Here is a 25,036-nt window from a genome sequence, read left to right as displayed (position 1 = left end):
GCGCGGCGGGTACCCGGGTCGGTGTGGACCCTGTCATCATCTCACCGGCATCGGTGCCCGTCACCGGTCAGACCGGTGGCCTTGGTCACAGCGGCTGCACCGGGCGGGGTGTAACACGGGTGTAACAGGACGGGCATAGGGTGCGGTCATGGATCGCCAACAGGAATTCGTGCTGCGCACCTTGGAGGAGCGGGACATCCGCTTTGTTCGGCTGTGGTTCACCGACATCCTCGGGTATCTCAAGTCCGTGGCGATCGCCCCGGCCGAGATGGAGGGCGCGTTCGCCGAGGGAATCGGTTTCGACGGCTCGGCGATCGAGGGGTTCTCCCGCGTCTTCGAGGCCGATATGGTCGCCCGGCCCGATCCGTCCACCTTCCAGGTGCTGCCCTGGGAGACCGACGGGGTCACCGCCGCCGCCCGCATGTTCTGCGATATCGCCATGCCTGACGGTTCGCCGTCGTGGGCCGACCCGCGGCACGTGCTGCGCCGGCAGCTGAGCAAGGCCGCCGATCAGGGTTTCACCTGCTACGTGCACCCGGAGATCGAGTTCTATCTGCTCAAGAACATGCCGATCGACGGCAGCGTGCCCGAGCCGGCCGATAACGGCGGCTACTTCGATCAGGCCGTGCACGATGCCGCGCCGAACTTCCGCCGGCACGCGATCGAGGCGCTCGAGGCGATGGGGATCTCGGTGGAGTACAGCCACCACGAGGGCGGGCCGGGCCAGCAGGAGATCGATCTGCGCTACGCCGATGCCCTGTCGATGGCCGACAACGTGATGACCTTCCGCTATCTGATCAAAGAAGTGGCGATCAACGACGGGGTGCGGGCGACGTTCATGCCCAAACCGTTCACCGATCACCCCGGGTCGGCGATGCACTCGCACCTGAGCCTGTTCGAGGGCGAATCCAACGCCTTCCACGATCCGGACGATCCGATGCAGCTGTCGCCGACCGGCAAACAGTTCATCGCCGGCATCCTGACCCACGCCAACGAGTTCAGCGCGGTGACCAATCAGTGGGTCAACAGCTATCGGCGGCTGGTGCACGGCGGCGAAGCGCCCACGGCGGCGACCTGGGGCCGGGCCAACCGGTCGGCGATGGTGCGGCTGCCGATGTACACCCCGAACAAGGCATCCTCGCGCCGGGTGGAGGTGCGCAGCCCCGATTCGGCATGCAACCCGTACCTGTCGTTCGCGGTGCTGCTGGCCGCCGGGCTGCGCGGAATCACCGAGGAGTACGAGCTGCCCGAAGAGGCCGAAGACAACGTGTGGGCGCTGACCGCGGCCGAGCGCCGGGCCATGGGCTACCGGGAGTTGCCGAACTCGCTGTCGGATGCGCTCGAACAGATGGAACGCTCCGAACTGGTCGCCGAGGCACTCGGGGAACACGTCTTCGACTACTTCCTGCGCAATAAGTGGGCCGAGTGGTCGGCCTACCGCGAACAGGTGACCCCGTTCGAACTGAAGAACCACCTGCCGCTGTAGTCCCCGCCGGCGGCGGCGCGCCCGATAGGCTTTCTGGCGTGACTGTGCACGGTGGACGTTCGACGGTGCCGAGCCCGGGCCGGCTGGGCCTGATCGAGCCCACCGCCCGGGCCGATCTGGCGGAGCTGGGCTGGAACGAGGCCGCGGCCGTGGACCGGCTGTGGGCGCTGTCGCGGACCGCCGACCCCGATCTGGCGCTGCGCGCGCTGGTCCGCATCCGCGCGGCCAACGACGAGGACTGGCCGCAGATCGACGCGCTGCTGACCACCGACACCACCTTCCGCGGCCGCCTGCTGGCCACCCTGGGGGCCTCCGATGCGCTCGGCGATCACCTGGTGGCCGAGGCCGGCTCGTGGCGGCTGCTGACCGAACCGGAACTGCCGACCGCCGCGCAGGCGCGCACGGAGATGCTGAACGCCGTCGACGCCGTCCCCGATCCCGATGCGGGCGGCGGTCTGACCTTCCGCGCACAGCTGAGCGGTCCGGAGGCGACCGGCCGTCTGCGGGTGGCCTACCGGAATCTGGTGCTGCGGCTGGCCGCCCACGATCTGGCTCCGACGGTGCAGGACGAGCCGGTGCTGTTTCTGCCGGAGGTCGGCCGGCGGCTCTCGGAGCTGGCCGATGCGGCGCTGACCGCGGCCCTGGCGGTGGCGGTGCGCGAGGTGCTCGGGGACAAACCGCTCACCGGGCGGCTGGCGGTGATCGCGATGGGCAAGGGCGGTGCGCGCGAGCTGAACTATGTCAGCGATGTGGATGTGGTCTTCGTGGCCGAACCGGCCGACGGCGTCTCGGCCCGCATCGCCGGGGAGATGATGCGCATCGGTTCCCTGGCGTTCTTCGAGGTGGACGCGGCACTGCGCCCGGAGGGGCGGCGCGGGGCGGTCACCCGCACGCTGGAGTCGTATCTGAGCTACTACCAGCGATGGGCCAAGACCTGGGAGTTCCAGGCGCTGCTGAAGGCCCGCCCGATGACCGGGGATCTGGAGCTGGGCGAGCAGTACGTGGCCGCCACCGGCCCGCTGGTGTGGTCGGCGGCCGAACGGGAAGACTTCGTCGTCGACGTCCAGGCGATGCGCCGCCGGGTGGAGTCGCTGGTGCCCGAGGAGGAGAAGGACCGCAATGTGAAACTCGGGCGCGGCGGCCTGCGGGACGTCGAGTTCGCGGTGCAGCTGATGCAGATGGTCCACGGCCGCGCCGATGAGAGCTTGCGGGTGCGTTCGACGCTGGAGGCGATTGAGGCGCTGACCGACGGTGGCTACGTCGGTCGCACCGACGGGGCGAACCTGTACGCCTCCTACGAGTACCTGCGCGGGCTGGAACACCGGCTGCAGTTGCAGCGGCTCACCCGCACCCATCTGCTGCCGGATCCGGCCGATGAGCACGCGATGCGGTGGCTGGCCCGGGCAGCCCACATCCGGCCCGAAGGCGGCCGCGATGCCGCACAGGTGCTGCGGCGGGATCTGCGCCGCCAGCGCACACGGGTGCGGAGCCTGCACGAGAAGCTCTTCTACCGGCCGCTGCTGGAAGCGGTCACCCGGTTCGACAAGGACTCGCTGTACCTGCAGAATCAGGCGGCACAGCGGCAGCTGGCAGCTCTGGGATACGCCCAGCCCGAGCGGGCGCTGGAGCACATCAAGGCGCTGGTCGCCGGAACCGGGCGGCGCACCCAGGTGCAACGGTTGATCCTGCCGGGGCTGCTGGAGCACATCAGCAACACCCCCGACCCGGATGCGGGGCTGCTCAACTACCGGCGGCTGTGCGATGAGATGTTCGAGGCCGCCTGGTTCCTGCGGTTGCTGCGCGACGACGGTGTGGTGGCCGAGCGGCTGATGCATGTGCTGGGCACCTCCGAGTACATCGCCGATCTGCTGATGCGGTCGCCGGATGTGATCGGGTTGTACTCCACGGGAGCCTCGGGCCCGAAGCTGTGCGAGGTCACCAGCCAGGAGGTGGTCAAGGGGCTGATCGCCTCGGTGCGCCGCCAGCCCGATCCGCGGAAGGCCATCGCGGTAGCACGCTCGCATCGTCGCGCCGAACTGGCGCGTATCGCCTCGGCGGACCTGCTGGAACTGATGGATGTGCGGCAGGTGTGCCGCGCCCTGTCGACGGTGTGGGCGGCGGTGATCAACGCCGCCCTGGAGAAGGTGATCGAGGCGATGGGCGCCGAATCCGGCGAGAGCCCGCCGGCGGTGATGGCGGTGATCGGCATGGGCCGCCTCGGCGGCGGCGAACTCGGCTACGGTTCGGACGCCGACGTGCTTTTCGTGTGCGACCCGATCGAAGGCGCCGACGAGACCGGGGCGCTGCGCTGGGCCCAGAACGTCGCCGACAACGTCCGGTCGCTGCTGGGCACCCCCAGCGCCGATCCGCCGCTGGAAGTGGATGTGGGACTGCGGCCCGAGGGCAAGAACGGGCCGATCGTGCGGACGCTGGCATCCTATCGCGCCTACTACGAGCAGTGGGCGCAACCGTGGGAGGTGCAGGCGCTGCTGCGGGCCAATGCGGTGGCCGGGGACCCGGAGCTGGGCCGGGAGTTCCTGCACATGATCGACCAGGTGCGCTACCCGGCCGGCGGGGTCTCGCCGGACGCGGTACGGGAGATCCGCCGCATCAAGGCGCGGGTGGATGCCGAGCGGCTGCCGCGCGGGGCCGATCCGATGACGCACACCAAACTCGGACGCGGCGGACTGGCCGACGTCGAATGGACCGTGCAGTTGCTGCAGTTGCGATTCGCCCACCAGCATCCGGAGTTGCATACCACCTCGACGCTGGAGGCGCTGGAGGCGATCGAGCGGACCGAGCTGCTGCCCGGCGACCAGGTCGCCACACTGACCGAGGCCTGGCTGACGGCGACCACGGCCCGCAATGCGCTGGTGCTGGTGCGTGGCAAACCGGTGGACCAGCTGCCGGGCCCGGGACGGGAACTGCGGGCCATCGCCTATGCCGCCGGCTGGCCGCAGGACGAAGCCGGTGAATACCTGGAGCACTACCTGCGCATCACCCGACGCGCCAAGAAGGTGGTCGAAGAGGTCTTCGGCGGATGAGCGGGTCCACGCCGCAGCGGCGGGGCCTGCAGGCCCTGGCGGGGCAGGGTCCGGCGATGCTGCTGGTCTTGGCCGGAGGCATGCTCGGCGCCCCGGCACGGTACGGGGTCGAATCGGTGCTGCCGAGCGACCCGGGCGGCTTCCCGGTGGGGACCTTCGCGGTGAATATCGTCGGGTCCGCGGTCCTGGGGTTGCTTCTGGAGACGCTGCTGCTGGCCGGTCCGGACACCGGTGCGAGGAACCGGCTGCGGCTGCTGTGGGGCACCGGCTTCCTGGGCGCCTTCACCACCTACAGCAGTTTTGCGGTGGAACTGGATGCGCTGGGCCGGGGCGGACACGCGGTGCTGGCAGCCGGCTATGCCGCGGCCAGCCTCGCCGGCGGGCTGGCAGCGGTGGGCATCGGCATCGGCGCGGCGCAGCGGATTCGTCGGTGGCGGGGAGCGCAGCGATGAACCAACTGTGGATCGTGCTGGGAATCAGCGTCTTCGGCGGGCTCGGCGCACTAGCCCGTTCGGTACAAGACACCCTGGTCAAGGACAGGTTCGGCTCGGAATTCCCGCGGGGAACGATGGCGATCAACATCGGCGGGAGTTTTCTGCTCGGGGTGATCACCGGAATGGTGGTCACCGCCGAGGAGCCGGGTCCGTGGGCGGTGGTGGTCGGCGCCGGCTTCTGCGGCGGCTACACCACCTTCAGTACCGCGATGTTCGAAGCGGCGGTCCTGCTGCGCGAGCAGCGCTGGCGCGCGGCGACGGCCAGCGTCGTCGGCACGCTGGGCGCGACGGTGGTGGCCGCCGGGGTGGGACTGTGGCTGGGCGCACGCTGACGGGGTCCAGTCGAGCCGGCGGCCGCGCCGAGGATGCGCGCCGGCCCGCCGGTCGTCGAGACGATGCTCGACCGGCGGGCCGGGGCGTCGACCGTGGTGGGGCGGTCGGAGTCAGTTCGCGGCGAGGATCTTCAAGGCGAAGACGATGGTGTCGCCGGCCTTGATCGACCCGTCCGGGGTGCCCTGCGGGTAGCCGTCCTTGGACGGGATCACCACGGCCACGGTCGAGCCGACCTTCTGGCCGACCAGAGCCTGGCGGAAGCCGGGGATCACGCCGCCGGCCGGGAACTGCTCGGGCGCACCGCGCTGGTGGGCGCTGTCGAAGGTAGCGCCGTCACGGCCGTCGACGCCGACGTAGCAGACGGTGATCGTCGAGGAGTCGGTCACCTCGGGCCCCGTGCCCTCCGAGAGGGTCTTGACCTCGGTCTCGTCGACTGCGAACGGCTTGTCGACGGTGATCAGCGGTGCGGTGGTGTCGGTCTGGCCGACGATCGAGACCGAACCGGTGGTGCCCTCGACGGTCCATTCCGGTTCGGTGCCCTCGGCGGGGGCCTGTGTCGGGCAGTTGCTGGCCGGGACCACGTCGCCGGCCGACGGCGCCGAGGCTTCGGCGCTGATCGCGGTGACGCCGGTCGCGGCGGTGTCGGTGTCGTCCGAGGAACACCCGACCAGCAGGACGGCGCAGGCGGCGGCGGGCAGCAGAAGCAGTGGCTTGAGTCTCATGTCTGCCGACTGTACAGAGTCCGCCCGGCGGACACGGACGGCCCGCCCGGCTGCGAAGGGATCACCGGGTCGAACCGGGACCGTGCTGCCGGTCCGGAGCCGCAGCGCGCAGCCGATCACGATCACTGGGTGGCGGTGGGGCAGCGCCCGGCAGGCAGCAGCGCCAGGTTGGCCCCGAGCCATCGGCCCAGCCCGTTCAGTGCCGCACCACCGGTGTCGAAGGTCATCCCGGGTGCGTGGGCGCTCATCGATACCGCCACCTGGCGGCCGTCGTCGAGGGTGATCAGACCGATCTGCCGGACCACATAGCCGGAATCGTCGTCGTTTCTGCCCCAGCCGCCCTTGACCGCGGTCCGGTCGCCGGGGATCTGCTGCAGACCCCAGTCCTGGGTCGGGCCCACATGCGACATCAGTTCCAGGATGTGGGCGCTGCCGGCCAGGCACGGCAAGTGTGCGGTCCAGGTGGCCGAATCGGCCAGCGGCCAGACGGTCTCTCCGGCTTGGGGCCACTGTCCGTCCGCAGCGCGTTGCACCGTCGTCGTCGAATGGCCTTCGCGCAGCACTTCGGTCACCGCCGCGGCCGCCTGCGCGGGATCTCCCAGCGACCGCATGAGGATGCGGGCCGACCGGTTATCCGAATCGACCAGGGCCCGGGATTCGGCGCGGTTGGCTCCGTGCAGCCGTTCGGCGGCCAGCGCGACCGGCACCTTGATCGTCGACCAGGCGTCGTGCGGGGTCTGATCGCCCAGCAGCAGGGGAGTGCCGCCACCGACTGGGACCAGTGCCAGGCCCACCGGGGCGGGCAGATCGAGGCGGTCGAAGGAGACGCGCAGCTGCTCCTGGTTGCCGAGGGCGGGATCGTCGAGAGTGGGTGCCGGGGCGGCCACGTGCGGTCCGTCGCTCGGGCCGGCGGATTCGGTGACGATCACGAACAGGCCGCCGGCGATCACCGCCAGCGCGAACACTCCGACGGCCAGGCGCGCCAGGATCCGGTCGGGCCGTCGGCGTGCACCCGCACGGGCGCGGTGCCGTCCGCCCATTCCCTGTCTCCTCCCCGTGTGCGTGGCCGATCGTCGACTCCCCGACGGTAGCGGCCCCGTGCACCGATGCCCAACGCCCCGGCTCGGCGGAGCCGGGGCGTCGGTGCCCGCCCGTTCGGCAGACGGGGAGTCAGCAGACTGGAATCAGCAGACTGGAATCAGCAGTCGTAGTAGAGCTGGAATTCGTACGGATGGGGCCGCAACTGCACCGGCAGGATCTCGTGCTCACGCTTGTAGCGCACCCAGGTCTCGATGAGGTCCTCGGTGAACACGCCGCCGGCGGTGAGGTAGTCGTGATCCTGCTCGAGGCGGTCGATCACCGCGGCCAGGGAGGTCGGGGCCTGCGGGATGTTCTTGGCCTCCTCCGGCGGGAGTTCGTAGAGGTCCTTGTCGACCGGCTCGTGCGGCTCCATCTTGTTCTTGATGCCGTCCAGGCCGGCCATCATCATCGCGGCGAACGCCAGATACGGGTTGCCCGAGCTGTCCGGGCACCGGAACTCGATGCGCTTGGCCTTGGGATTGTTACCGGTGATCGGGATACGCACGCAGGCGCTGCGGTTGCGCTGGCTGTAGACCAGGTTGATCGGGGCCTCGTAGCCGGGGACCAGCCGCTTGTAAGAGTTGATGGTCGGGTTGGTGAAGGCCAGCAGGCTCGGGGCGTGGTGCAGGATGCCGCCGATGTAGTAACGGGCCAGATCCGACAGGCCGCCGTAGCCGGACTCGTCGTAGAACAGCGGTTTGCCGTCCTTCCACAACGACTGGTGGGCGTGCATGCCCGAGCCGTTGTCGCCGAAGAGCGGCTTGGGCATGAAGGTCACGGACTTGCCGTGCTGCCAGCCGGTGTTCTTGATGATGTACTTGAACAGCTGGACGTCGTCGGCGGCGTGCAGCAGGGTGTTGAACTTGTAGTTGATCTCGGCCTGCCCGCCGGTTCCGACCTCGTGGTGACCCCGCTCGAGGGTGAATCCGGCGTCCTTCAGGTTGTTCGACATCTCATCGCGCAGGTCGACGTAGTGGTCGTACGGGGCGACGGGGAAGTAGCCGCCTTTCGCACGAACCTTGTAGCCCAGGTTCGGGGTGCCGTCGGGGTTGAACTTCTTATCGGCGTTCCAGGCCCCCGATTCGGCTTCGACCTCGTAGAAGGTGCCGTTCATATTGGAGCCGTAGGACACGCCGTCGAAGATGTAGAACTCGGCCTCGGCACCGAAGAAGCAGGTGTCGGCGATCCCGGTGGAGGTCAGGTAGTCCTGGGCCTTGCGGGCGACGTTGCGCGGATCGCGGCTGTAGGCCTCCCGGGTGAACGGGTCGTGCACAAAGAAGCTGACGTTCATCGTCTTGGTCTTGCGGAACGGATCGATCCGCGCGGTGGCCGGATCGGGCAGCAGCATCATGTCGGACTCGTCGATCGACTGGAAGCCGCGAATGGACGAACCGTCGAACGCCAGGCCCTCATCGAAGACGGACTCGTCGAACGCCTCGGCGGGGATCGAGAAGTGCTGCATGGTGCCCGGGAGGTCGCAGAACCGGATGTCGATGTATTCGACGCCTTCGGCCTTGATGCCCTCGAGCAGTTCTTCGTTCGTGGTGTACACGGTCGCCGTTACTCCTTACTGGGGTGGCCCAGAACCTCTCTGGACCCGCAACTCACGCCCATTCTGTCGTGAGTGGGCGGTGAATCGTTGTTTTCGACCGTAAGGACGCGAGGTTGCCCGACGATCAACCGAATGTTTCGCGCATGTAACACGCGTCCGATCCGGTGTGGTGCACATTACTCGGCCCGCCCCGCGGCGGGGGTGCCAGCCTGCGGCGGCGTGATTCGCGACGCGTTCGGCGGCCACTAGGATGGAGACATGGCTTCGAAGAACAAGGGATCGGGCGCCAAGAACACGGGTGCGACGACCCCCGGCGTCACGGGCGGGTCTGCCAAGGGGCAACCCGCCAAGGGCCGGCCGAGCCCGGCGCCGCAACAGTCGACGGCCTCGACGATGCGCGAGGCCGCCGGCTCCTGGCTGACCGGCCCGTACCAATCGCCGGACAACATCGAATACCGCGGTGAGGACCTGGGGCTGCCCGAGACCGGGCCCGGCTCGATCGCCGGCGGCTGGCTGCGCGTGCTGGCCCTGCTGATCGACTGGTTCCTGGCGATGGCCATCGCCTTCCTCATCACCGGACCCCGGGAAGAGATCGTGGTCAACGGTCATGTCTTCAGTGCCTTCGAGGTGACGGCCCAGGCGATGGCGATCCCGCAGTTCATCATCTGGTTCGTCGTCGGAGTGTTCGCGGTGGCGCTGTTCGGGTTCACCCCGGGCCAATTCATCGCCGGGACCCGGGTGGCCCGCGTCGACTACGGACCCGAACGCGGTGCGGCAGAGGCCGCGGGCACCGCACCGCGCGCCGCCGTGGGCATCGTGCGGGCGTTCTTCCGTCAGCTGCTGATCCCCTTCGTGGTGCCGGCGTTGATCAACGACTACAACGGTCGGGCCATGCACGACCGGGCCACCGGCACGGCCATCGTCCGCACCCGCTGACCCGGCGCCTACACTCTCGGGTGACCGGGGTCACCGATTCCGGCGCTGAGGCCCGGACCGGGCCGGTCACCGGCGAGGAGAGTTCATGGACGTTCTGGGGATGCTTACCCGCGCGGTCACCTCGCGCGTCGGCTACCTGCGCGGGGTTCCGCCGATCGACCCGAACGGAGCGGTGGTCGGTCACCGGCGGCGCCCGCGGAATCGGCGCGCAGACGGCGCGGGTCTTCGCCGACGCCGGTGCGCTGGTCTGGATCGGCGATCTGGACCGCGACGTCGCCGAAGCGACCGCCGCGACGATCCCCGGAGACGCTGCCCGCCGCCTGGACGTCACCGACCGGGATTCCTGGACCGGTCCTGGTCGAGGAGATCCTCGGCGCCCACGGCCGGATCGATGTGCTGGTCAACAACGCCGGCGTGATGCCGGTGGGTCCGTTCGCCGACGAGCCCGAGACCACCACCGACCTGATGATCGATGTCAACGTCCGCGGCGTGCTCAACGGGATGCATGCGGCGGCGCCGCTGATGGCCGCGGCCGGCCGCGGCCACATCGTCAACATCGCCTCGATGGCCGGGGTGATTCCGCTGCCGGGCATGGCCACCTACAACACCACCAAATTCGCGGCGCTGGGCGCCTCGCTGGCGGCACGCCGCGAATACGACGGCACCGGTGTCACGGTGTCGGCGATCCTGCCGGCCGCGGTACGGACCGAGCTCTCCTCCGGTGCGGACCTGTCGGTGCTGCCGACGGTGGACCCGGGGCAGGTCGCCGAACAGGTGCTGGCCACCCTCACCACGCGTGCGGCGACCGTGTCCTCGCCGGCGTGGGTGCTGCCGGGCTGGCGGCTGGTCCAGACCCTGGTGCCGGAGACCGTCGAGCGACTGGCCCGCCAGGTGATCGGGCACGATCAGGCCCTGGCCCTGGACCCGGTCGGCCGCAAGGACTACCTGGACCGGCTGGAACGCCACGCCGGGACCTCCCCGGCCGCCACCCGTGCCGCCGAGGCGGTCCGGCGATGACCCGGGTCGCGCTGGCCATCGGCTGCGGCGGCACGATCGGCGGTGCCTGGTCGGTCGCGGCTCTGCACGCGTTGGCAGAGCAACTGGACTGGGATCCGCGGCAGGCGCAGGTGCTGCAGGGCACCTCGGCCGGTGCCGAACTGGTGACGTTGCTGGCAGGCGGGTACTCCACCGCCGACCTGGTCGACATGCAGTCGGGCCGCTCGACCGATGCTCTGCTGGCCGCCCATCTGGCGACGCCGCCTGGCTCGACCGGCTGGCCGGTGCGGTGGCAGACCCGCAGACCGGCTGGGCCGGACGTCGAGGGGTCCGGCTGGTGGCCTACCGGCCCGCCGACGATCGGCGCATCGCCTTCACCGGACCCGGGGAGTCGGCCCCGGGCGAGCCGTCGTCGAGTTCGGCGGCGACGCTGAGTCAGGCCCTGCGCGCCTCGTGGGCGATCCCGGCCTGGATGCCGCCGGTCACCGTCGACGGTCACCGGTACGTCGACGGCGGGGCGGCGTCGACGGCCTCGGTCGATCTGATCGGGGCCGGGGACGCGGAGATCGTCTATGTGATCGCCCCGATGGCCGGTCTCGACGACGTGCGCGGACCCGGTGCGGGCGGGCTGGCCGAAGCGGTACTGCTGCGCCGGCCGATGTCGGCGCAGCTGCGGCGGGAGGTGGCCCAGGTGCGTGCCCGCGGCACCGAGGTGGTGGTGATCTCGCCGACCACCGCCGAGCTGAGTGCGCTGGGGCCGAACTTCATGCACCGGGGCCGCCGCGCCGCCGCGTGCGAGTCCGCGATGAGCTCGGCACGGATGACCGTGGCCACCGCGCTGGCCGGGGTGCGCCGCTGACCATCGGCCGATCCGGCGGCTCGTGCCGAGCTCGCGAGCTCACCGTGGCCGGGAACGGTCCGCCGCCTCAGCAGTGGCTGCGGCTTAGCAGTGACGGCGGCTCACACGCCGGTGGCGCCGCCGCGACGGCGCGCGGTGCGGGCCACATTCTTCATCTTGGCGCCCTTGGGCATCGGGCCCTTGGGCATGGCCGGGCCGCTGGCGCCCTTGCTCTTGAGGGCGGCAAGCCGGCCGTCGAGCGATTCCATCTGATCGCGGCTGATGTTGCCGGGCAGCTTCTTGACGTGGGACTCGAGCTTGGCCAGCCGAACCTGGCCCTCCTCGGTGCCGACGATGATCTCGTAGATCGGCGTCGTCCCCACCACGCGCGCGGTCTTCTTCTTCTCCTGGGCGATGAGCGGCTTGAGGCGTACGGCATTGCCCTCACCGATCAGGATGATGCCGGGCTTGCCGATCACCCGGTGCACGGCATCGAGCTGGGTGGTACCGGCCACCGCCTGCTGCACGCGCCACTGGCCGCGCATGTTGCTCAGCGCCCAGCCGGCTGCCCCCGGCTGCCCCTCGGCCTTCTTGTAGACGCTCTTGGACACCCGCCGGGTGAACAGCAGGAATGCGCCCAGCACGCCGAAGAGGATGCCCAGCACGAGCATGAACCACAGGCCGCCGAAGACGAACTTGCCGAACAGGGCGAAGAGCACCGCGAACAGCACGATGACACCCAGCATCAGCGGAATGAGCGCCTTATCGTCCTTGCGCTGCATGTTGAAGGCCTGCCAGATCTGCTGGCGCTGCTGCTTGGAAGCGGCTTTGCGCGCGGCCTTGGCGGCCTTCTTGGCCTCTTTGCTGGTGTTGTCGGAGGACTTTGCCATGCCGATCAGTCTACGGTGTGTCAGCGATCATCGGTTCATGCGGGCGAGCACCGCGGATGCCTCCTGCGCGGTACTGCCCTCATTGGCCAGATGCGCCATCTCCGGGGCCAGTTCGCGGCCGTGGCGAGCCATGGCCTGAGCGTAGAGGCGCCCCGCCCGGTACGACGAGCGGACCAGCGGTCCGGCCAGCACGCCGGCGAAACCGAGTTCGGTCGCATAGTCGGAGTGCTCGACGAACTCCTCGGGCTTGACCCACCGCTCGACCGGATGGTGCCGGGGGGAGGGCCGCAGGTACTGGGTGATGGTGACGATGTCGCAGCCGGCCTGGTGCAGATCGACCAGCGCCGACCGCACCTCTTCGGGTGTCTCGCCCATCCCCAGGATGAGGTTGGACTTGGTGACCAGACCGAAGTCGCGGGCCTGGGTGAGCACGTCCAGCGACCGCTCGTAACGGAAGGCCGGGCGGATCCGCTTGAAGATCCGCGGCACCGTCTCCAGGTTGTGCGCCAGGACCTCGGGCCGTGCGTCGAAGACCTGCGCCAGCAGATCCGGTTTGGCGTGGAAGTCCGGGATCAGATTCTCCACACCGGTACCGGGGTTGAGTTCGTGGATCTTGCGGACGGTCTCGGCGTAGAGCCAGGCGCCCTCGTCGGGCAGATCATCGCGGGCCACCCCGGTGATGGTGGAATAACGCAGCTCCATCGCCCGCACCGACTCGGCTACGCGGCGCGGTTCGTCGGTGTCGAGGGGATCGGGTTTGCCGGTATCGATCTGGCAGAAGTCGCAGCGGCGGGTGCACTGGCCGCCGCCGATCAGGAAGGTGGCTTCGCGGTCTTCCCAGCATTCGTAGATGTTGGGGCAGCCGGCTTCCTCGCACACTGTGTGCAGACCTTCGCTGCGCACCAGGTTCTTCAGCTCCGAATACTCCGGACCCATCGTCGCCCGCGTCTTGATCCATTTGGGCTTGCGCTCGATGGGGGTCTGCGAGTTGCGCACCTCCAGCCGCAGAAGTTTGCGGCCGTTGGGGGCGTCGGTGGAGTCGGGCTGAGCAGTCACTGTGTCGATCCTACGCTGGTTGTGTGGTCATCGGCCGGTCGCTTCGTGGGCGATCGGCCCCCTCATCGATGCATCAACGTCGTCGGCGTCCAGACATTCCTGCACCCGCGCGGCGATCGATTCCAGGGTCTGGGCGACGGTGAGCGGCGTACCGGTCTCGGCGACGACGGAGGTGACCCCGGCGTCGGCGATACCGCACGGCACAATCGCCGAGAACACCGACAGATCCGGGTCGACGTTCAGTGCGAAACCGTGCAGCGTCACCCCGCGCGAGACCCGGATGCCGATCTGGCCGAGTTTGCGTTCACCGGCGTCGTCGACCACCCACACACCCGACCGGCCGTCGACGCGGGTGGTGGTCAGCCCCTGTTCGGCGCAGTAGCCGATGAGGGCCTCTTCGATACGGCGCACGTAGTCGACGACATCGAGCGGTTGCGCCAGCTTGACGATCGGATAGCCGACCAGCTGGCCGGGGCCGTGCCAGGTGATGCGCCCGCCCCGGTCGACGTCGATCACCCGGGCGCCGTTGACCGGCCGGTCCGAGTCCTCGGTACGTTTTCCGGCGGTGTAGACCGACGGGTGTTCCAGCAGCAGCAGGACATCATGGTCGAGTTCGCCGGAGGCGCGCTGCGCGGCCAGTTCGTGCTGCAGCGCGTAGGCGGCCTCGTAATCGACCTCTCCCAGCCGCCGGACCTCGATCGGTCCGGCGTCTGCGCGGGCCGGCCCGTTACGCATCGGCGTATTCGAGCGCGGCTGCCAGGGTGGGGTGTTCGAAGACATAGCCGCGGGAGGTCAGGACCGCCGGTTCCACCCGCGAGGAGGTCAGCACCAGACCGTCGACCAGCTCGCCGGCGACCAGCCGGGCCAGGGCCGCCGGGACACGCAGCAGCGAGGGCCGATGCAGTTGGCGGGCCAGTTGTTCGCTGAAGTCGCCGTAGCGGACCTGCTGCGGTGCCGACAGATTCATCGGCCCGTTGATCAGATCGTCGTGCAGAGCATGCTCGATCGCCCCGACCGCGTCGGGCAGCGAGATCCAGGAGAAGAACTGCTGGCCGTCGCCGATCGGGCCACCCAGCCCCAGGCGGTAGAGCGGACGCAGCCGGCCCAGCAGGCCGCCCCTGCGGGCCAGCACCGGAGCGGTGCGCAGGCGCACGATCCGCGCCTGCTGGGCGGGGATGGTCGCCGCCTCCCAGTCGGTGGTCAGCTCGGCCAGGAATCCCTCGCCTGGGGGAGTGGTCTCGGTGGCCACCTCATCGCCGGTGTCACCGTAGTAGCCGGTGGCGCTGGCGTTGATGAAGACCGGAATCTGGGCCTCATGCACCGCCTCGGCCAGCACCGTGGTGGGCGGGATACGCGAATCGCGCAACTGCTGTTTGAACGATCCACTCCAGCGGCCGTTGCCCAGGTTCTTTCCCCCCAGCCCGATCACCGCGTCCACCCCGCGCAGGGCTCCCGGTGGGATCCCGAAGGTCTCCGGATCCCACCGGATCTGGTCCTGGCCGGTGACGGGTTCGCGGACCAGGCGCACCACCTCGTTACCGGATCTGGTCAGCGACTCGGCCAGAGCCGAGCCGATCAACCCGTGACTGCCCGCGATCGCGATACGCATGTGGGGATCCGTTCGGTTATCGCCGGGCCGGCTGCCGCACGGTCACAGTCCCAGATCGGCGGCGAACTCGCCGCCCTCCAGACGCTGCCGCACGGTGGTGAGGAACCGGCCGGCGTCGGCGCCGTCGATCAGACGGTGGTCGTAGGTCATCGGCAGGAAGGCCATCGACCGCGCCGCGATCGACTCGGTGCCGTCGTCGGCGGTGAGCACCACCGGACGCTTGACGATGACACCGGTGGCCAGCATCGCCGCCTGCGGCGGCACCAGGATGGGGGTGTCGAACAGTGCACCGGCGCTGCCGATGTTGGTGATGGTGAACGTGCCACCGGCCAGCTCGTCGGGCTTGAGGTCCCCGGAGCGGGCACGCGCGGCGATGTCGGCGATCGCCCGGGCCAGACCGGCCAGCGACAGATCGTCGGCGTTGTGGATCACCGGGGAGAGCAGCCCCTGTTCGGTGTCCACGGCGATACCCAGGTTCACGGTGCCGTGGTAGGTGATCTCCTTCTTGGCCTCGTCGAGGGAAGCGTTGATGTTCGGATGCGCCTTGAGGGCCTCGACCACGGCCTTGGCGTAGAACGGCAGGTACGTCAGGTTGACGCCCTCGGCGGCCTGGAACGAGGCCTTCGCCCGTCGGCGCAGCCCGGCGATCTTGGTCATGTCGACCTCGTGCACCTGGGTCAGCTGCGCCGTGGTGGCCAGCGATTCGCGGGTCTTGGCCGCGGTGATCTGCCGGATCCGGTTGATCTTCTGGGTGGTGCCGATCAGGGCCGCCAGTTCCGGGCTGGCCGATGCCGCAGCGGCCGGTGCCGAGACGGCCGGTGCCGGTGCGGCGGCCGGAGTGGCCGGTGCCGGGGCCTTGGCGGCCTCGGCGGCTGCCAGCACATCCTGTTTGCGGATGCGTCCGCCCACACCGGTACCGGTCACCGTGGACAGATCGATGTTGTTCTCCGCAGCCAGCTTGCGCACCAGCGGGGTCACGTACGGAGTCGACTGCATATCGGTCGGCTCGGGAGCCGGGGTCGACGGTGCGGCTGCCGCCGGAGCAGGAGTCGGCGCCGGGGCGGGAGTAGACGCGGGAGCGGGAGTCGGTGCCGGGGCGGCGGGCTCGGGTGCTGCCGCGGGCTCGGGAGCAGCTTGTGCGGGAGCGGCTGGAGCCGGATCCGGGGCACCGGAGGCACCGGGCTCGCCGATCACGGCCAGGTCGCCACCGACGGCGACCACGTCGTCGGTGTCGGCGACGATCTCCAGGAGCACACCGGCGAACGGCGAGGGGATCTCGGTATCGACCTTGTCGGTGGAGATCTCCACCAGCGGCTCGTCCACGGCGACGGTGTCACCGACCTGCTTGAGCCAGTTGGTGACCGTTCCCTCGGTGACCGACTCGCCCAGCTCGGGCATGGTCACCGAGTTGCCCTGCGCCGGACCGGTCGACTCGGCTGCCGGCGCCGGGGCTGCCGGGGCTTCGCCGTCCTCGGCGGCCGGCGAGGTCTGTGCCTGTTCCTCGACCTCGGCGACTTCGGCCGGCGGAGTCGTCTGCCCGGAGTCCTGCTCACCGGTGGACTCGTCGGCGTCGCCGATCAGGGCGAGCTGTCCACCGACCTCGACGACATCGTCTTCCTGCGCAACGATCTTCAGCAGGACACCGCTGGTCGGGGCCGGAATCTCGGTGTCGACCTTGTCTGTGGAGACCTCCAGCAACGGCTCGTCGGCGGTGACGGTGTCACCTTCGCTCTTGAGCCACTGGGTGACGGTCCCTTCGGTGACGCTTTCACCCAGTGCGGGCATCTCGACGGAGAAGGCCATTTGCGTAGTGCTCCCTGTTCTCATCGTGCGCTGTGCCGGTCGCCGCGAGGTTCGCTCGGCTCGACCGACGTTCCGGTAAAACCCTACCCTCTCCGGCGCGACCGATCAGAGGTCTCACGGCTTACCGGCGAGTACATTCTCAACCCTGTTCGGCGATGTCCTCCAGGACCGCGATCAGGGTGCGGACCGGAACTCCGGTGCCGCCCTTGCCGGTGTAGCCGAACGGGCCGCCGCTGTTGAAAGCCGGACCGGCCACATCCAGGTGTGCCCAGCCGATGTCGTCGCCGACGAACTCGCGCAGGAACATCGCGGCCGAGAGCATTCCGCCCCAGCGATGGTTGGTGACATTGGCCAGATCGGCGACCCGGGATTTGAGGTCGGCGCGCAGCTCGGCAGGCATCGGCATGGGCCAGCCGTTCTCCCCGACGGCCTGCGAGATGGCCGCGACGCGGTCGCGGAACTCGTCCGTGCCCAGCACGCCGGGGGTCCGGGTGCCCAGAGCGACCATCTGCGCACCGGTGAGGGTGGCGGTGTCGATCAGGTAGTCCGGCTCGTCTTCGCAGGCCCGCACGATCGCGTCGGCCAGGATCAGCCGGCCCTCGGCGTCGGTGTTGAGCACCTCCACAGTGGTGCCGCCGTACTGGGTCAGCACGTCGCCGGGGCGCTGGGCGGTGCTCGACGGCATGTTCTCGGCCATCGGGACGGTCGCGGTCACGGCCACGTCCAGGCCGAGCTCGGCAGCGGCGACGACGGTGGCGATCACCGCGGCCGCTCCGCCCATGTCTGAGGTCATCTGGTCCATGTTCGCCGCGGGCTTGATCGAGATGCCGCCGGTGTCGAAGGTGACGCCCTTGCCGACCAGTGCGACCTTCTTGGTGGCGTTGGCCGGCGCATAGGTCAGCCGGACCAGTCGCGGCGGCCGCGAACTGCCCTGGCCCACGCCGAGGATGCCGCCGTATCCGCCGTCGGCCAGAGCCTGCTCGTCGAGGATCTCGACCTTCAGCCCGGCTGCGGCGCCCACTCGCTTGGCGCGGTCGGCGAACTCGCCGGGGAACAGGTGACTCGGCGGGGTGTTGACGAAGTCGCGGGCCAGCGCCACCGCGTCGGCGACGGCGACGGCGTGCTCGAGCTCAGCCTTGGTCTGCTTGTTCTTCTGCGGCACCAGCAGGGAGATCTGCCGGGGCGGCTGCTTCTCCGACCGCGACTTGTCCGAACGGAAGTCGTCGAAGCGGTAGGCGCCCAGGTAGAACCCTTCGGCGGCCGGGCCCAGTGCAGCTGCCGACAGGGTCGAGACCACATCGCCGGCACCGTCGAGGGTACGCACCGCGCCGCCGGCGGCCTGCCGGATGTTCTCGGGGTCCTCGGCGTCGGCGACCGAACCCAGGCCGACCGCCACCACGAGGCGGACCGGCAGACCCGCGGGGGCCGGCACCGAGCTGACCTCACCCTTGGCGCCGCTGGCCCGGGTGGCACGCAGCGCAGCGGCCAGACTCTCGGCGGTCTCGTCGTCGAACAGATCTTCGGTGAGCAGCAGCGTGGGTTCCGCATCGCCGGCCGCCGCGTCCGGGTTCGTCTCGTCGGCGTCGTCGGGGGCGATCAACCCGATCACCAGGACGTCGTCGGACTTGCTCAACGAGGTGGTCAGATCCATGCGCGGGCCCCGGCCGCTCCGGTCCCGCAGGCCGGTGGAGGGGGCGATGATGTCGTTGCTGCTCACGCCGATCCACTCTGCCACAGGCCGGGCGGCTGCGGCGCGCCCGGCGCGATACGGTGAGGACCATGACCGAACTGCTCGCCGGACCGATCGCCGACCGCCACACCGCCCTGGGCGCCACCTTCGCCGAATTCGGCGGCTGGAACATGCCCGTCTCGTACTCGGGGACCGGTGCCGAGCACCAGGCGGTCCGCGAGACCGTCGGGATCTTCGACGTCAGCCACCTGGGTAAGGCGCTGATCGCCGGCGCCGGTGCGGCCGGACTGGTCAACGACACCCTGACCAACGACCTGACCCGGATCGAGCCGGGCAAGGCACAGTACACCCTGTGCTGCAACGAGCGCGGCGGCGTGGTCGACGACCTGCTGGCGTATCTGGTCAGCCAGGAGGAGGTGTTCCTGGTGCCCAATGCCGCCAACACCGCCGCGGTGGTCGCGGCGCTGGCGGAGGCCGCCCCCGACGGCGTCGAGGTTATCGACCAGCACCGTGACTACGCCGTCTTCGCCGTCCAGGGTCCGCAGTCAGCGGAGGTGCTACAGGCGCTCGGATTGCCCGCCGAGATGGAGTACATGGCGTTCACCGACGCGCAGCTGGCCCTGGACGGGGTGGACTACCCGGTGCGGATCTGCCGCAGCGGTTACACCGGGGAGCGCGGCTACGAGGTGCTGCCCCGCTGGGCCGACGCCGGACCGGTCTGGGATGCGCTGTTCGAGGAGGTGACCGAGCGCGGCGGCCTGCCGGCCGGGCTCGGGGCGCGCGACACGCTGCGCACCGAGATGGGATATGCGCTGCACGGCCACGAACTGTCCGAAGACATCACGCCGGTGCAGGCGCGCAGTTCCTGGGCTGTCGGCTGGGCCAAGCCCTCCTTCTTCGGCCGGGAGGCGCTGCTGGCAGAGCGGGAGTCCGGACCGGCCCGGCGCCTCATCGGACTCAAGGCGACGGGGCGGGGCATCCTGCGCGCCGGCTGCACTGTGCACTTGACCCCGGGCGGCGAGGTGATCGGCGAGTGCACCTCCGGGACCTTCTCGCCCACCCTCAAGGCCGGTATCGCTCTGGCTTTCGTCGACACCCTGGCCGGACTCAACCCCGGCGACGAGGTGGTCGTCGACGTGCGCGGGCGCCCGGTCACCTGCATCGTCACCAATCCGCCGTTCGTGGAGAGTCGCGTCTGAGGGTGACGGCAGACGGTGCGGAAATTCGCTTGAGGCTCGACGGTATTCTGGTGCAATGACCCTGGAGTTCGCGCAGACCGACCACCCGCATCCCGTCTCGGAGGGCCGTCGCGCCGAGATCCTGCAGGCGCCGGGTTTCGGTAACCACTTCACCGATCACATGGTCTCGATCGACTACGACCGTGACCGCGGCTGGCATCGAGCCCGGGTCACCCCGTACGGCCCGATCGCGCTGGATCCGGCGGCGATGGTGCTGCATTACGCCCAGGAGATCTTCGAGGGCCTCAAGGCCTACCGGCAGCCCGATGGCTCCATCGCGGCCTTCCGCCCATCCGCCAACGCCGAACGCTTCGTGGTCTCGGCCGAGCGGCTGGCGATGCCGCCGCTGCCGGTCGACGACTTCGTCGAGGCGCTGCGCGCGCTGCTGTCAGTCGATCACGGGTGGGTCCCGGAGGCCGGCGGTGAGGAATCGCTGTACCTGCGGCCGTTCATGTTCGCCACCGAACCGAGCCTGGGTGTGCGTCCGGCCGACCAGTACCGCTTCATCGTCATCGCGTCTCCGGCCGGCGCCTACTTCTCCGGCGGGGTGAAGCCGGTGAGCGTCTACCTGTGCACCGAGTACGTCCGTGCCTCTCCGGGAGGCACGGGGGCGGCCAAGTTCGGCGGCAACTACGCCGCATCGCTGCTGGCCCAGGCACAGGCCGCCGAACAGGGCTGCGATCAGGTGGTGTGGCTCGACGCCATCGAGCGCCGCTACATCGAAGAGATGGGCGGGATGAATCTGTTCTTCGTGCTCGGCAGCGGTGCCGAGGCCCAAATCGTGACCCCCGAGCTGTCGGGATCGCTCCTGCCGGGCATCACCCGTGATTCGCTGCTGACCCTGGCCGCCGATGCCGGCTACCGGGTCAGCGAACGCAAGATCTCCACCGACGAACTCCGGCAAGGCGTGGCAGACGGCACCATCACCGAGGTCTTCGCGTGCGGTACCGCCGCGGTCATCACGCCCGTCGGCCGGGTCAAGGGTGCCGACGAGGACTATCTGATCGGCGACGGCTCCACCGGCCCGGTGACCCAGATTCTGCGCGATACGCTGACCGGCCTGCAGCGCGGGACCGTCGCCGATCCGCACGGCTGGATGACGACGCTGCACCCGTAGACCCGGGCGCCGGCGGCCGCGGCCCGGCCCGGCCCGGCTCACCAGAGCAGAACGACCAGGGCGATCGTGGTGCTCAGCTCCAGGGTCGCGCCCAGTACATCGCCGGAGGTGCCGCCCATCCGGCGCGCACAGTGCCGGGTGAACAGGTAGACGGCCACCGCGACGACGACCACTGCGGTCAGCGCCGGCAGCGCCGCCGACAAGCCGGCACCGGTCCAGATCGAGTCGCCCGGCACCGGATCGCCTGGGCCGGGATCGACGGCTCCGGCGCCGAGCGCGGCGGCCACCGAGACCAGCAGCCACACCAGGATCGACCACCGCTGGGTCCCCGATACCAGGGCGCCGAAGCCGTCGGCGTTGGCCGGGCCGAGCCCGCGGCGGCAGGCGATCACCACCGAGACCCGGCCGAGGAAGACGGCGAAGACGATCGCGGTCCAGCGGTGCTGGTCGACCAGGGCGCCGATCGCCAGGGTCTGCAGGAGCAGCACCATCGTCATCGCCGCCGCCCCGAACGGTCCGACGTCACCGCTGCGCATCACCGCCCGGGTGCGTTCGGGATCGCCGTAGCAGCCCAGACCGTCGGCGGTGTCGGCGAGCCCGTCCAGGTGCATGCCGCGGGTCGCCACGGCATCGAAGGCCACGATGAGGGCGCCGATCAGTGCGGCCGGCAGTGCGGTGTGGTGCAGGCCGAAGGCGAGTGCGGCGGCGGCCGACCCGAGCAGGACTCCGATCACCGGGACCGCGGAGATGACGTGAGCACCGATGCGCCGGTCGGGCGCGGCACTCGGCTGGGGGACCGGCAGCACTGTGAGCCAGGCCGTGGCCACCCACACCGACCGCATCGGCGCGGTGAAGCGGGACCGGCCGGCCGGCGGCCCGGGGTCAGGAGCTGCCGCTGACACCAGCATCGCCGAAGGTGGCCATCTGGTTCATCAGGTCGACGGCGCCGGTGACCACCGGCAGTGCGGCCGCTGCACCCGAACCCTCGCCCAGTCGCATGGACAGATCCAGAATCGGCTCCAGACCGAGTTCGAGCAGAGCGAAGCCGTGGGCCGGTTCGGTGGACCGGTGACCGGCGCACCACCAGGCGCGCGCGCCCGGCGCCAGCAGTTCGGCGACCAGAGCGGCCGAGGTGACGACGGTTCCGTCCAGGATCACCGGGGTCTTGCGCAGCGCCGCCTGGGCCAGGAATCCGGTGATCGCCGCCAGGTCGGGACCGGCGACCGCGGCCAGCAGGGACAGCGGATCGTCGCGGTGGGGCCGGGCGAAGCGCATTCCGTCGCGCACGGCGGCGGTCTTGCGGATCCAGCCGGCGTCGTCGATGCCGGTGCCACGACCGACCACCACCACCGGCTCCTGTTCGGTGAGCGTTCCGGTCAGCACCGCCGCCGGAGTGGTGTTGCCGATCCCCATCTCGCCGGCGATCAGCAGATCGGCGCCGGAGTCGACGAGTTGATCGGCGACCGCACGCCCGGCGGCCAACGACCGGCGTGCCTCGGCCAGGGTCATGGCCTGGCCCCGCCGCAGATCGCCGGTGCTGCGCCGGACCTTGTACCGGGCGATGACCGGATCGGTGTCCTCGGTGTCGACCGACAGATCCAGCACCTGTACCCCGGCCCCGGCCCGGCGCGCCAGCACGTTGATCGCCGCACCGCCGCCGGCGATGTTGGCGACCATCTGCGCGGTCACCTCGGGGGGGAAGGCCGATACGCCCTGCCGGGCGACACCGTGGTCACCGGCGAAGACGGCGATCTGCGGGGCGGTCAGCGGCCGCGGTGGGCACACACCCTGGCAGGCGGCGATCCAGACGGCCAGATCCTCCAGCCGCCCGAGCGAACCCGGCGGTTTGGTCAGGTTCAGTGAATGCCCGCGCGTCTGCTCGGCGATGTCCTCATCCGGCGGTGCGATGGTGTCGAAGAGTTCGGCGTCAATCGGGTCGAGCGGGAAGTCGGCGCGGCCTCCCGAGACGGGGGAGGCCGCGATATCTGGTGCAACGGCCTCGGGTGCGGCCGTGTCCGGCGCACGGGTGTCAGGGACGTTGCTTTCGGACGCGGGACTCGGTGCTGGGGGAGCCGGTGCGGGGGGAGCCGGGGTTGCCGAAGTCGGGGTCGCCGAAGTCGGGGTCGCGGTCGTCGCATCGGGGCGGAAGACCTGCCCGGCGACCACCAGCTCGACCCGGTCGCAGGCGGCGGCCACCGCCAGATTCGCCGCACCCAGCAAATCCTGGAAGCGGCGGCCGGCCGCGGTACCGGGGACCACCGACAATCCGGTCTCCGGGCTCACGATCACCAGGTCGCCGTCGAAGGCGCGCACGGCGTCGGCCAGCTCGCTGATCGGCTCGGACAGATCGGTCTGGTGGTTCCAGCCGGACTCGTCGAGCAGACCGGTGATCCAGTTGCCCAGATCGTCGATCAGCGTCGGGACGGTCGGGGCGCGGCGCAGTTCGGCGGCCAGGGCCAGGGTCTCGACGGTCGTATACCGCTGGTCGCGGCGGGTCTGGTGGGCGAGCACGCGTGCGGCCCATGCCGGATCGGCCCCGGCATTCGGGACGCCTCCGGTCGCCAGGTAGCGCACCTGCGGCGCCGTCGCCAGCAGATCTTCGGCCCTGGCGGATTTTCCCGACCGGGTGCCACCGAGCACCAGTGTGCGCATGAAGCGATCAGACCTTGTCGCCGAGCGAGACGCGCGGGCGCGGTGCGCGCATCATGCGCAGCTGCATGGCGCGGGTGAACGCGTACAGGCCCAGGCGGAAGCCGCCGTCGGTCGAATCCGGGTAGCGCTCGCGCACTCGGCTGTTCACCATCCGGCCGAGGATGACCGAGTCGATCAGCACCAGCACCACGAAGATCAGCAGCAGGAAATTGATGTAGACGGCGAAGTTGGGCATCATCATCGCCACGATCAGCACGATCGCGAAGGGCATGAACAGCCCGGCGATATTGCGGCGTGAGTCGACCAGATCGCGCGTATAGGCGCGGACCGGGCCGCGGTCACGGGCGATCATGTACTTCTCGTCGCCGGACATCATCTTTTCGCGCTGGTCCGCCCGTTGCGCCGCGCGCTGGTTCTTGAGCTCCTTGCGCTCCTCCTTCGACAGCGTCACCTTCTCGGCCTTGCGGCGAGCGCGGGCCTCGGCGCGCGTGGTCGGCGGCGGGGCGACGGGCCCCTGCCGGCGACTCTGAGCATCGCGGCGTTTCGGGGTGGGGCGACCCTTGCCCGGTGTCGTCGCACCACTGCGAGGCGTGGCAGCCTCCGCAGCGGCATCTGCGGCGGTGTCGGTGCTCGTCGAGGGGACTTCTTCGGCGGCATCGGAGCCGGACTTCCAGGGCAACTTCACGCCCCCGAGCTTAGGGCATGACCGGCGGCGCCCCGGCGAGGGTCCAGGTACCGAGTCTGCGGATATGCGGTGCGATCGACCGGTCCGGGCCCTAAGGTCAGCGGTCATGGGCGACGGGGTGAACATCGCAGTGATGCCGGATTCGTTCGGGGGAACGTTGACCGCGGTCGAGGCGGCCGCCGCGATCGGTGCGGGCTGGCACGCCGCCCGGCCCGACGACGTGGTGACCCTGGCGCCGCAGTCCGACGGCGGTCCGGGATTCGTGATGGTGCTGGAGAAGGCGTTCGGCGGCGAGGTGCGCACGCAGAGCGTCACCGGCCCGCTGGGCGAGCCGACCCGGGCCTCCTGGCTGATGCACGACGGCGTGGCGTATCTGGAGGTGGCGCAGATCTGCGGTCTGCAGCTGGTTCCGGCCCCGCGCACCCCGCAGACGGCGCTGGCGGCCACCAGCGCCGGGCTCGGCGACCTGATCTCGACGGCACTGCTGGCCGGAGCCCGCAGCATCGTCGTGGGTCTGGGCGGTTCGGTGACCACCGACGGAGGCCGCGGCGCCGCCGAGCGCCTGGGAGGTTGCGCGGCGGCCGTGCGGATCCTGTCGGAGGTGGAACTGGTCGCGGCCACCGATGTGGACAATGTGCTGCTCGGTCCTCGTGGTGCGGCCGCGGTCTTCGCACCGCAGAAGGGCGCCGATCCGGCGACGGTGGAGCTGCTGGAAGAGCGGTTGACCGGTTGGGCGCAGGAGTTGCGTGACGTCGCCGGCCGCGAGGTCGCCGACGAACCGGGGGCCGGCGCGGCCGGCGGGATCGGGGCGATGT

22 protein-coding genes and 1 pseudogene are annotated in these 25,036 nt (G+C 70.1%); 11 read left to right on the top strand and 12 right to left on the bottom strand.

From position 1 onward, the window contains the following. Positions 1–148: 148 nt before the first annotated feature. The 4 genes from glnA (GOHSU_RS06220) to GOHSU_RS06205 are packed head-to-tail and all read left to right on the top strand — an operon-like array spanning position 149 to position 5,356. Positions 149–1,486 (top strand): type I glutamate--ammonia ligase, encoded by a 1,338-nt coding sequence (gene glnA, locus GOHSU_RS06220; protein WP_005938512.1) that lies wholly within the window; start codon positions 149–151, stop codon positions 1,484–1,486. 38 nt (positions 1,487–1,524) lie between these two features. Then, positions 1,525–4,530: a bifunctional [glutamine synthetase] adenylyltransferase/[glutamine synthetase]-adenylyl-L-tyrosine phosphorylase gene (locus GOHSU_RS06215; RefSeq protein ID WP_005938511.1), complete on the top strand. Its 3,006-nt coding sequence runs from the start codon at positions 1,525–1,527 to the stop codon at positions 4,528–4,530. Beyond that, positions 4,527–4,982: a FluC/FEX family fluoride channel gene (locus GOHSU_RS06210; RefSeq protein ID WP_005938510.1), complete on the top strand. Its 456-nt coding sequence runs from the start codon at positions 4,527–4,529 to the stop codon at positions 4,980–4,982. Before GOHSU_RS06215 ends, GOHSU_RS06210 begins: the two co-directional genes overlap by 4 nt. Further along, positions 4,979–5,356, top strand: a complete 378-nt coding sequence (locus tag GOHSU_RS06205) for a fluoride efflux transporter FluC (protein ID WP_005938508.1) — start codon at positions 4,979–4,981, stop codon at positions 5,354–5,356. Before GOHSU_RS06210 ends, GOHSU_RS06205 begins: the two co-directional genes overlap by 4 nt. 111 nt (positions 5,357–5,467) lie before the next feature. Here the strand turns inward: GOHSU_RS06205 and GOHSU_RS06200 are convergent, their stop codons facing one another. From GOHSU_RS06200 to glnA (GOHSU_RS06190), 3 genes are all read right to left on the bottom strand, one after another. Then, on the bottom strand, positions 5,468–6,079 hold the full coding sequence (locus GOHSU_RS06200; RefSeq protein ID WP_024332827.1) for an FKBP-type peptidyl-prolyl cis-trans isomerase: 612 nt from the start codon (positions 6,077–6,079) through the stop codon (positions 5,468–5,470). A 122-nt stretch (positions 6,080–6,201) separates the two neighbouring features. Beyond that, positions 6,202–7,119 (bottom strand): hypothetical protein, encoded by a 918-nt coding sequence (locus GOHSU_RS06195; RefSeq protein ID WP_005938501.1) that lies wholly within the window; start codon positions 7,117–7,119, stop codon positions 6,202–6,204. Between the two features lie 158 nt (positions 7,120–7,277). Then, entirely contained in the window at positions 7,278–8,711 is a 1,434-nt protein-coding gene (gene glnA, locus GOHSU_RS06190) for a type I glutamate--ammonia ligase (protein WP_005938498.1), read from the bottom strand. 393 nt (positions 8,712–9,104) lie between these two features. On the opposite strand from glnA (GOHSU_RS06190), the gene GOHSU_RS06185 reads away from it, so the two are divergent. The 4 genes and pseudogenes from GOHSU_RS06185 (at position 9,105) to GOHSU_RS17360 (ending at position 11,502) form a co-directional block, all read left to right on the top strand. Next, positions 9,105–9,647 (top strand): RDD family protein, encoded by a 543-nt coding sequence (locus tag GOHSU_RS06185; RefSeq protein ID WP_024332826.1) that lies wholly within the window; start codon positions 9,105–9,107, stop codon positions 9,645–9,647. 136 nt (positions 9,648–9,783) lie between these two features. Next, positions 9,784–10,664, top strand: a pseudogene (locus GOHSU_RS06180) (SDR family oxidoreductase). Further along, positions 10,661–11,077 (top strand): patatin-like phospholipase family protein, encoded by a 417-nt coding sequence (locus GOHSU_RS17365; protein ID WP_005938489.1) that lies wholly within the window; start codon positions 10,661–10,663, stop codon positions 11,075–11,077. The pseudogene GOHSU_RS06180 and the gene GOHSU_RS17365 overlap by 4 nt, the downstream one beginning before the upstream one ends. Next, positions 10,981–11,502, top strand: coding sequence for a patatin-like phospholipase family protein (locus tag GOHSU_RS17360; protein ID WP_345917305.1), 522 nt, complete (start codon positions 10,981–10,983; stop codon positions 11,500–11,502). The genes GOHSU_RS17365 and GOHSU_RS17360 overlap by 97 nt, the downstream gene beginning before the upstream one ends. 101 nt (positions 11,503–11,603) lie before the next feature. Here GOHSU_RS17360 and GOHSU_RS06170 read toward each other — a convergent pair whose 3' ends face one another. From GOHSU_RS06170 to GOHSU_RS06145, 6 genes are all read right to left on the bottom strand, one after another. Beyond that, complete coding sequence (locus GOHSU_RS06170; protein ID WP_005938484.1) at positions 11,604–12,371, bottom strand: DUF4191 domain-containing protein; 768 nt, start codon at positions 12,369–12,371, stop codon at positions 11,604–11,606. Positions 12,372–12,398: 27 nt separating this feature from the next. Beyond that, the gene (lipA, locus tag GOHSU_RS06165) at positions 12,399–13,427 is read right to left on the bottom strand and encodes a lipoyl synthase (protein WP_005938482.1); all 1,029 of its coding nucleotides are present in this window, start codon (positions 13,425–13,427) and stop codon (positions 12,399–12,401) included. A 27-nt stretch (positions 13,428–13,454) separates the two neighbouring features. Next, entirely contained in the window at positions 13,455–14,162 is a 708-nt protein-coding gene (gene lipB / locus GOHSU_RS06160; RefSeq protein WP_005938480.1) for a lipoyl(octanoyl) transferase LipB, read from the bottom strand. Then, entirely contained in the window at positions 14,155–15,036 is an 882-nt protein-coding gene (locus GOHSU_RS06155; RefSeq protein WP_005938478.1) for a TIGR01777 family oxidoreductase, read from the bottom strand. The genes lipB and GOHSU_RS06155 overlap by 8 nt, the downstream gene beginning before the upstream one ends. A 42-nt stretch (positions 15,037–15,078) precedes the next feature. Further along, positions 15,079–16,839, bottom strand: coding sequence for a 2-oxoglutarate dehydrogenase, E2 component, dihydrolipoamide succinyltransferase (sucB, locus tag GOHSU_RS06150; RefSeq protein WP_005938475.1), 1,761 nt, complete (start codon positions 16,837–16,839; stop codon positions 15,079–15,081). Positions 16,840–16,978: 139 nt separating this feature from the next. After that, a complete protein-coding gene (locus GOHSU_RS06145) occupies positions 16,979–18,556 on the bottom strand; it encodes a leucyl aminopeptidase (RefSeq protein WP_005938472.1) in 1,578 nt (525 codons plus the stop codon). A gap of 62 nt (positions 18,557–18,618) precedes the next feature. Between GOHSU_RS06145 and gcvT the strand changes: the two genes are divergently transcribed. Both gcvT and GOHSU_RS06135 read left to right on the top strand, forming a co-directional pair. Continuing rightward, positions 18,619–19,728: a glycine cleavage system aminomethyltransferase GcvT gene (gene gcvT / locus GOHSU_RS06140; protein ID WP_005938469.1), complete on the top strand. Its 1,110-nt coding sequence runs from the start codon at positions 18,619–18,621 to the stop codon at positions 19,726–19,728. Between the two features lie 55 nt (positions 19,729–19,783). Continuing rightward, positions 19,784–20,884, top strand: a complete 1,101-nt coding sequence (locus GOHSU_RS06135; RefSeq protein WP_005938466.1) for a branched-chain amino acid aminotransferase — start codon at positions 19,784–19,786, stop codon at positions 20,882–20,884. A 38-nt stretch (positions 20,885–20,922) separates the two neighbouring features. On the opposite strand, the gene GOHSU_RS06130 is transcribed toward GOHSU_RS06135, so the two are convergent. From GOHSU_RS06130 to GOHSU_RS06120, 3 genes are read right to left on the bottom strand one after another with little or no spacing between them, the layout of a single operon-like run. Beyond that, positions 20,923–21,726: an adenosylcobinamide-GDP ribazoletransferase gene (locus GOHSU_RS06130; RefSeq protein WP_024332823.1), complete on the bottom strand. Its 804-nt coding sequence runs from the start codon at positions 21,724–21,726 to the stop codon at positions 20,923–20,925. A 40-nt stretch (positions 21,727–21,766) separates the two neighbouring features. Continuing rightward, positions 21,767–23,536: a nicotinate-nucleotide--dimethylbenzimidazole phosphoribosyltransferase gene (gene cobT / locus GOHSU_RS06125; RefSeq protein WP_005938461.1), complete on the bottom strand. Its 1,770-nt coding sequence runs from the start codon at positions 23,534–23,536 to the stop codon at positions 21,767–21,769. A gap of 7 nt (positions 23,537–23,543) precedes the next feature. Further along, positions 23,544–24,221, bottom strand: a complete 678-nt coding sequence (locus tag GOHSU_RS06120) for a DUF3043 domain-containing protein (protein ID WP_005938458.1) — start codon at positions 24,219–24,221, stop codon at positions 23,544–23,546. A gap of 106 nt (positions 24,222–24,327) precedes the next feature. Between GOHSU_RS06120 and GOHSU_RS06115 the strand changes: the two genes are divergently transcribed. Next, a partial coding sequence (locus GOHSU_RS06115; protein WP_005938455.1) for a glycerate kinase occupies positions 24,328–25,036 on the top strand: 709 nt, incomplete at its 3' end.

The organism is Gordonia hirsuta DSM 44140 = NBRC 16056, assembly GCF_000333015.1.
Lineage (GTDB): Bacteria > Actinomycetota > Actinomycetes > Mycobacteriales > Mycobacteriaceae > Gordonia > Gordonia hirsuta.
This window is presented reverse-complemented; position numbering and strand designations above follow the sequence as displayed.

What these genes read in the sequence shown, in the direction of transcription:
- GOHSU_RS06135 (WP_005938466.1), top strand. Translation starts at nt 19,784, where the DNA reads ATGACCCTGGAGTTCGCGCAGACCGACCACCCGCATCCCGTCTCGGAG.
- GOHSU_RS06195 (WP_005938501.1), bottom strand. Translation starts at nt 7,119, where the DNA reads ATGGGCGGACGGCACCGCGCCCGTGCGGGTGCACGCCGACGGCCCGAC.
- GOHSU_RS06210 (WP_005938510.1), top strand. Translation starts at nt 4,527, where the DNA reads ATGAGCGGGTCCACGCCGCAGCGGCGGGGCCTGCAGGCCCTGGCGGGG.
- sucB (WP_005938475.1), bottom strand. Translation starts at nt 16,839, where the DNA reads ATGGCCTTCTCCGTCGAGATGCCCGCACTGGGTGAAAGCGTCACCGAA.
- GOHSU_RS17365 (WP_005938489.1), top strand. Translation starts at nt 10,661, where the DNA reads ATGACCCGGGTCGCGCTGGCCATCGGCTGCGGCGGCACGATCGGCGGT.
- GOHSU_RS06130 (WP_024332823.1), bottom strand. Translation starts at nt 21,726, where the DNA reads ATGCGGTCGGTGTGGGTGGCCACGGCCTGGCTCACAGTGCTGCCGGTC.
- cobT (WP_005938461.1), bottom strand. Translation starts at nt 23,536, where the DNA reads ATGCGCACACTGGTGCTCGGTGGCACCCGGTCGGGAAAATCCGCCAGG.
- GOHSU_RS06200 (WP_024332827.1), bottom strand. Translation starts at nt 6,079, where the DNA reads ATGAGACTCAAGCCACTGCTTCTGCTGCCCGCCGCCGCCTGCGCCGTC.
- GOHSU_RS06170 (WP_005938484.1), bottom strand. Translation starts at nt 12,371, where the DNA reads ATGGCAAAGTCCTCCGACAACACCAGCAAAGAGGCCAAGAAGGCCGCC.
- lipB (WP_005938480.1), bottom strand. Translation starts at nt 14,162, where the DNA reads ATGCGTAACGGGCCGGCCCGCGCAGACGCCGGACCGATCGAGGTCCGG.
- GOHSU_RS06205 (WP_005938508.1), top strand. Translation starts at nt 4,979, where the DNA reads ATGAACCAACTGTGGATCGTGCTGGGAATCAGCGTCTTCGGCGGGCTC.
- glnA (WP_005938512.1), top strand. Translation starts at nt 149, where the DNA reads ATGGATCGCCAACAGGAATTCGTGCTGCGCACCTTGGAGGAGCGGGAC.
- GOHSU_RS06155 (WP_005938478.1), bottom strand. Translation starts at nt 15,036, where the DNA reads ATGCGTATCGCGATCGCGGGCAGTCACGGGTTGATCGGCTCGGCTCTG.
- gcvT (WP_005938469.1), top strand. Translation starts at nt 18,619, where the DNA reads ATGACCGAACTGCTCGCCGGACCGATCGCCGACCGCCACACCGCCCTG.
- GOHSU_RS06185 (WP_024332826.1), top strand. Translation starts at nt 9,105, where the DNA reads ATGCGCGAGGCCGCCGGCTCCTGGCTGACCGGCCCGTACCAATCGCCG.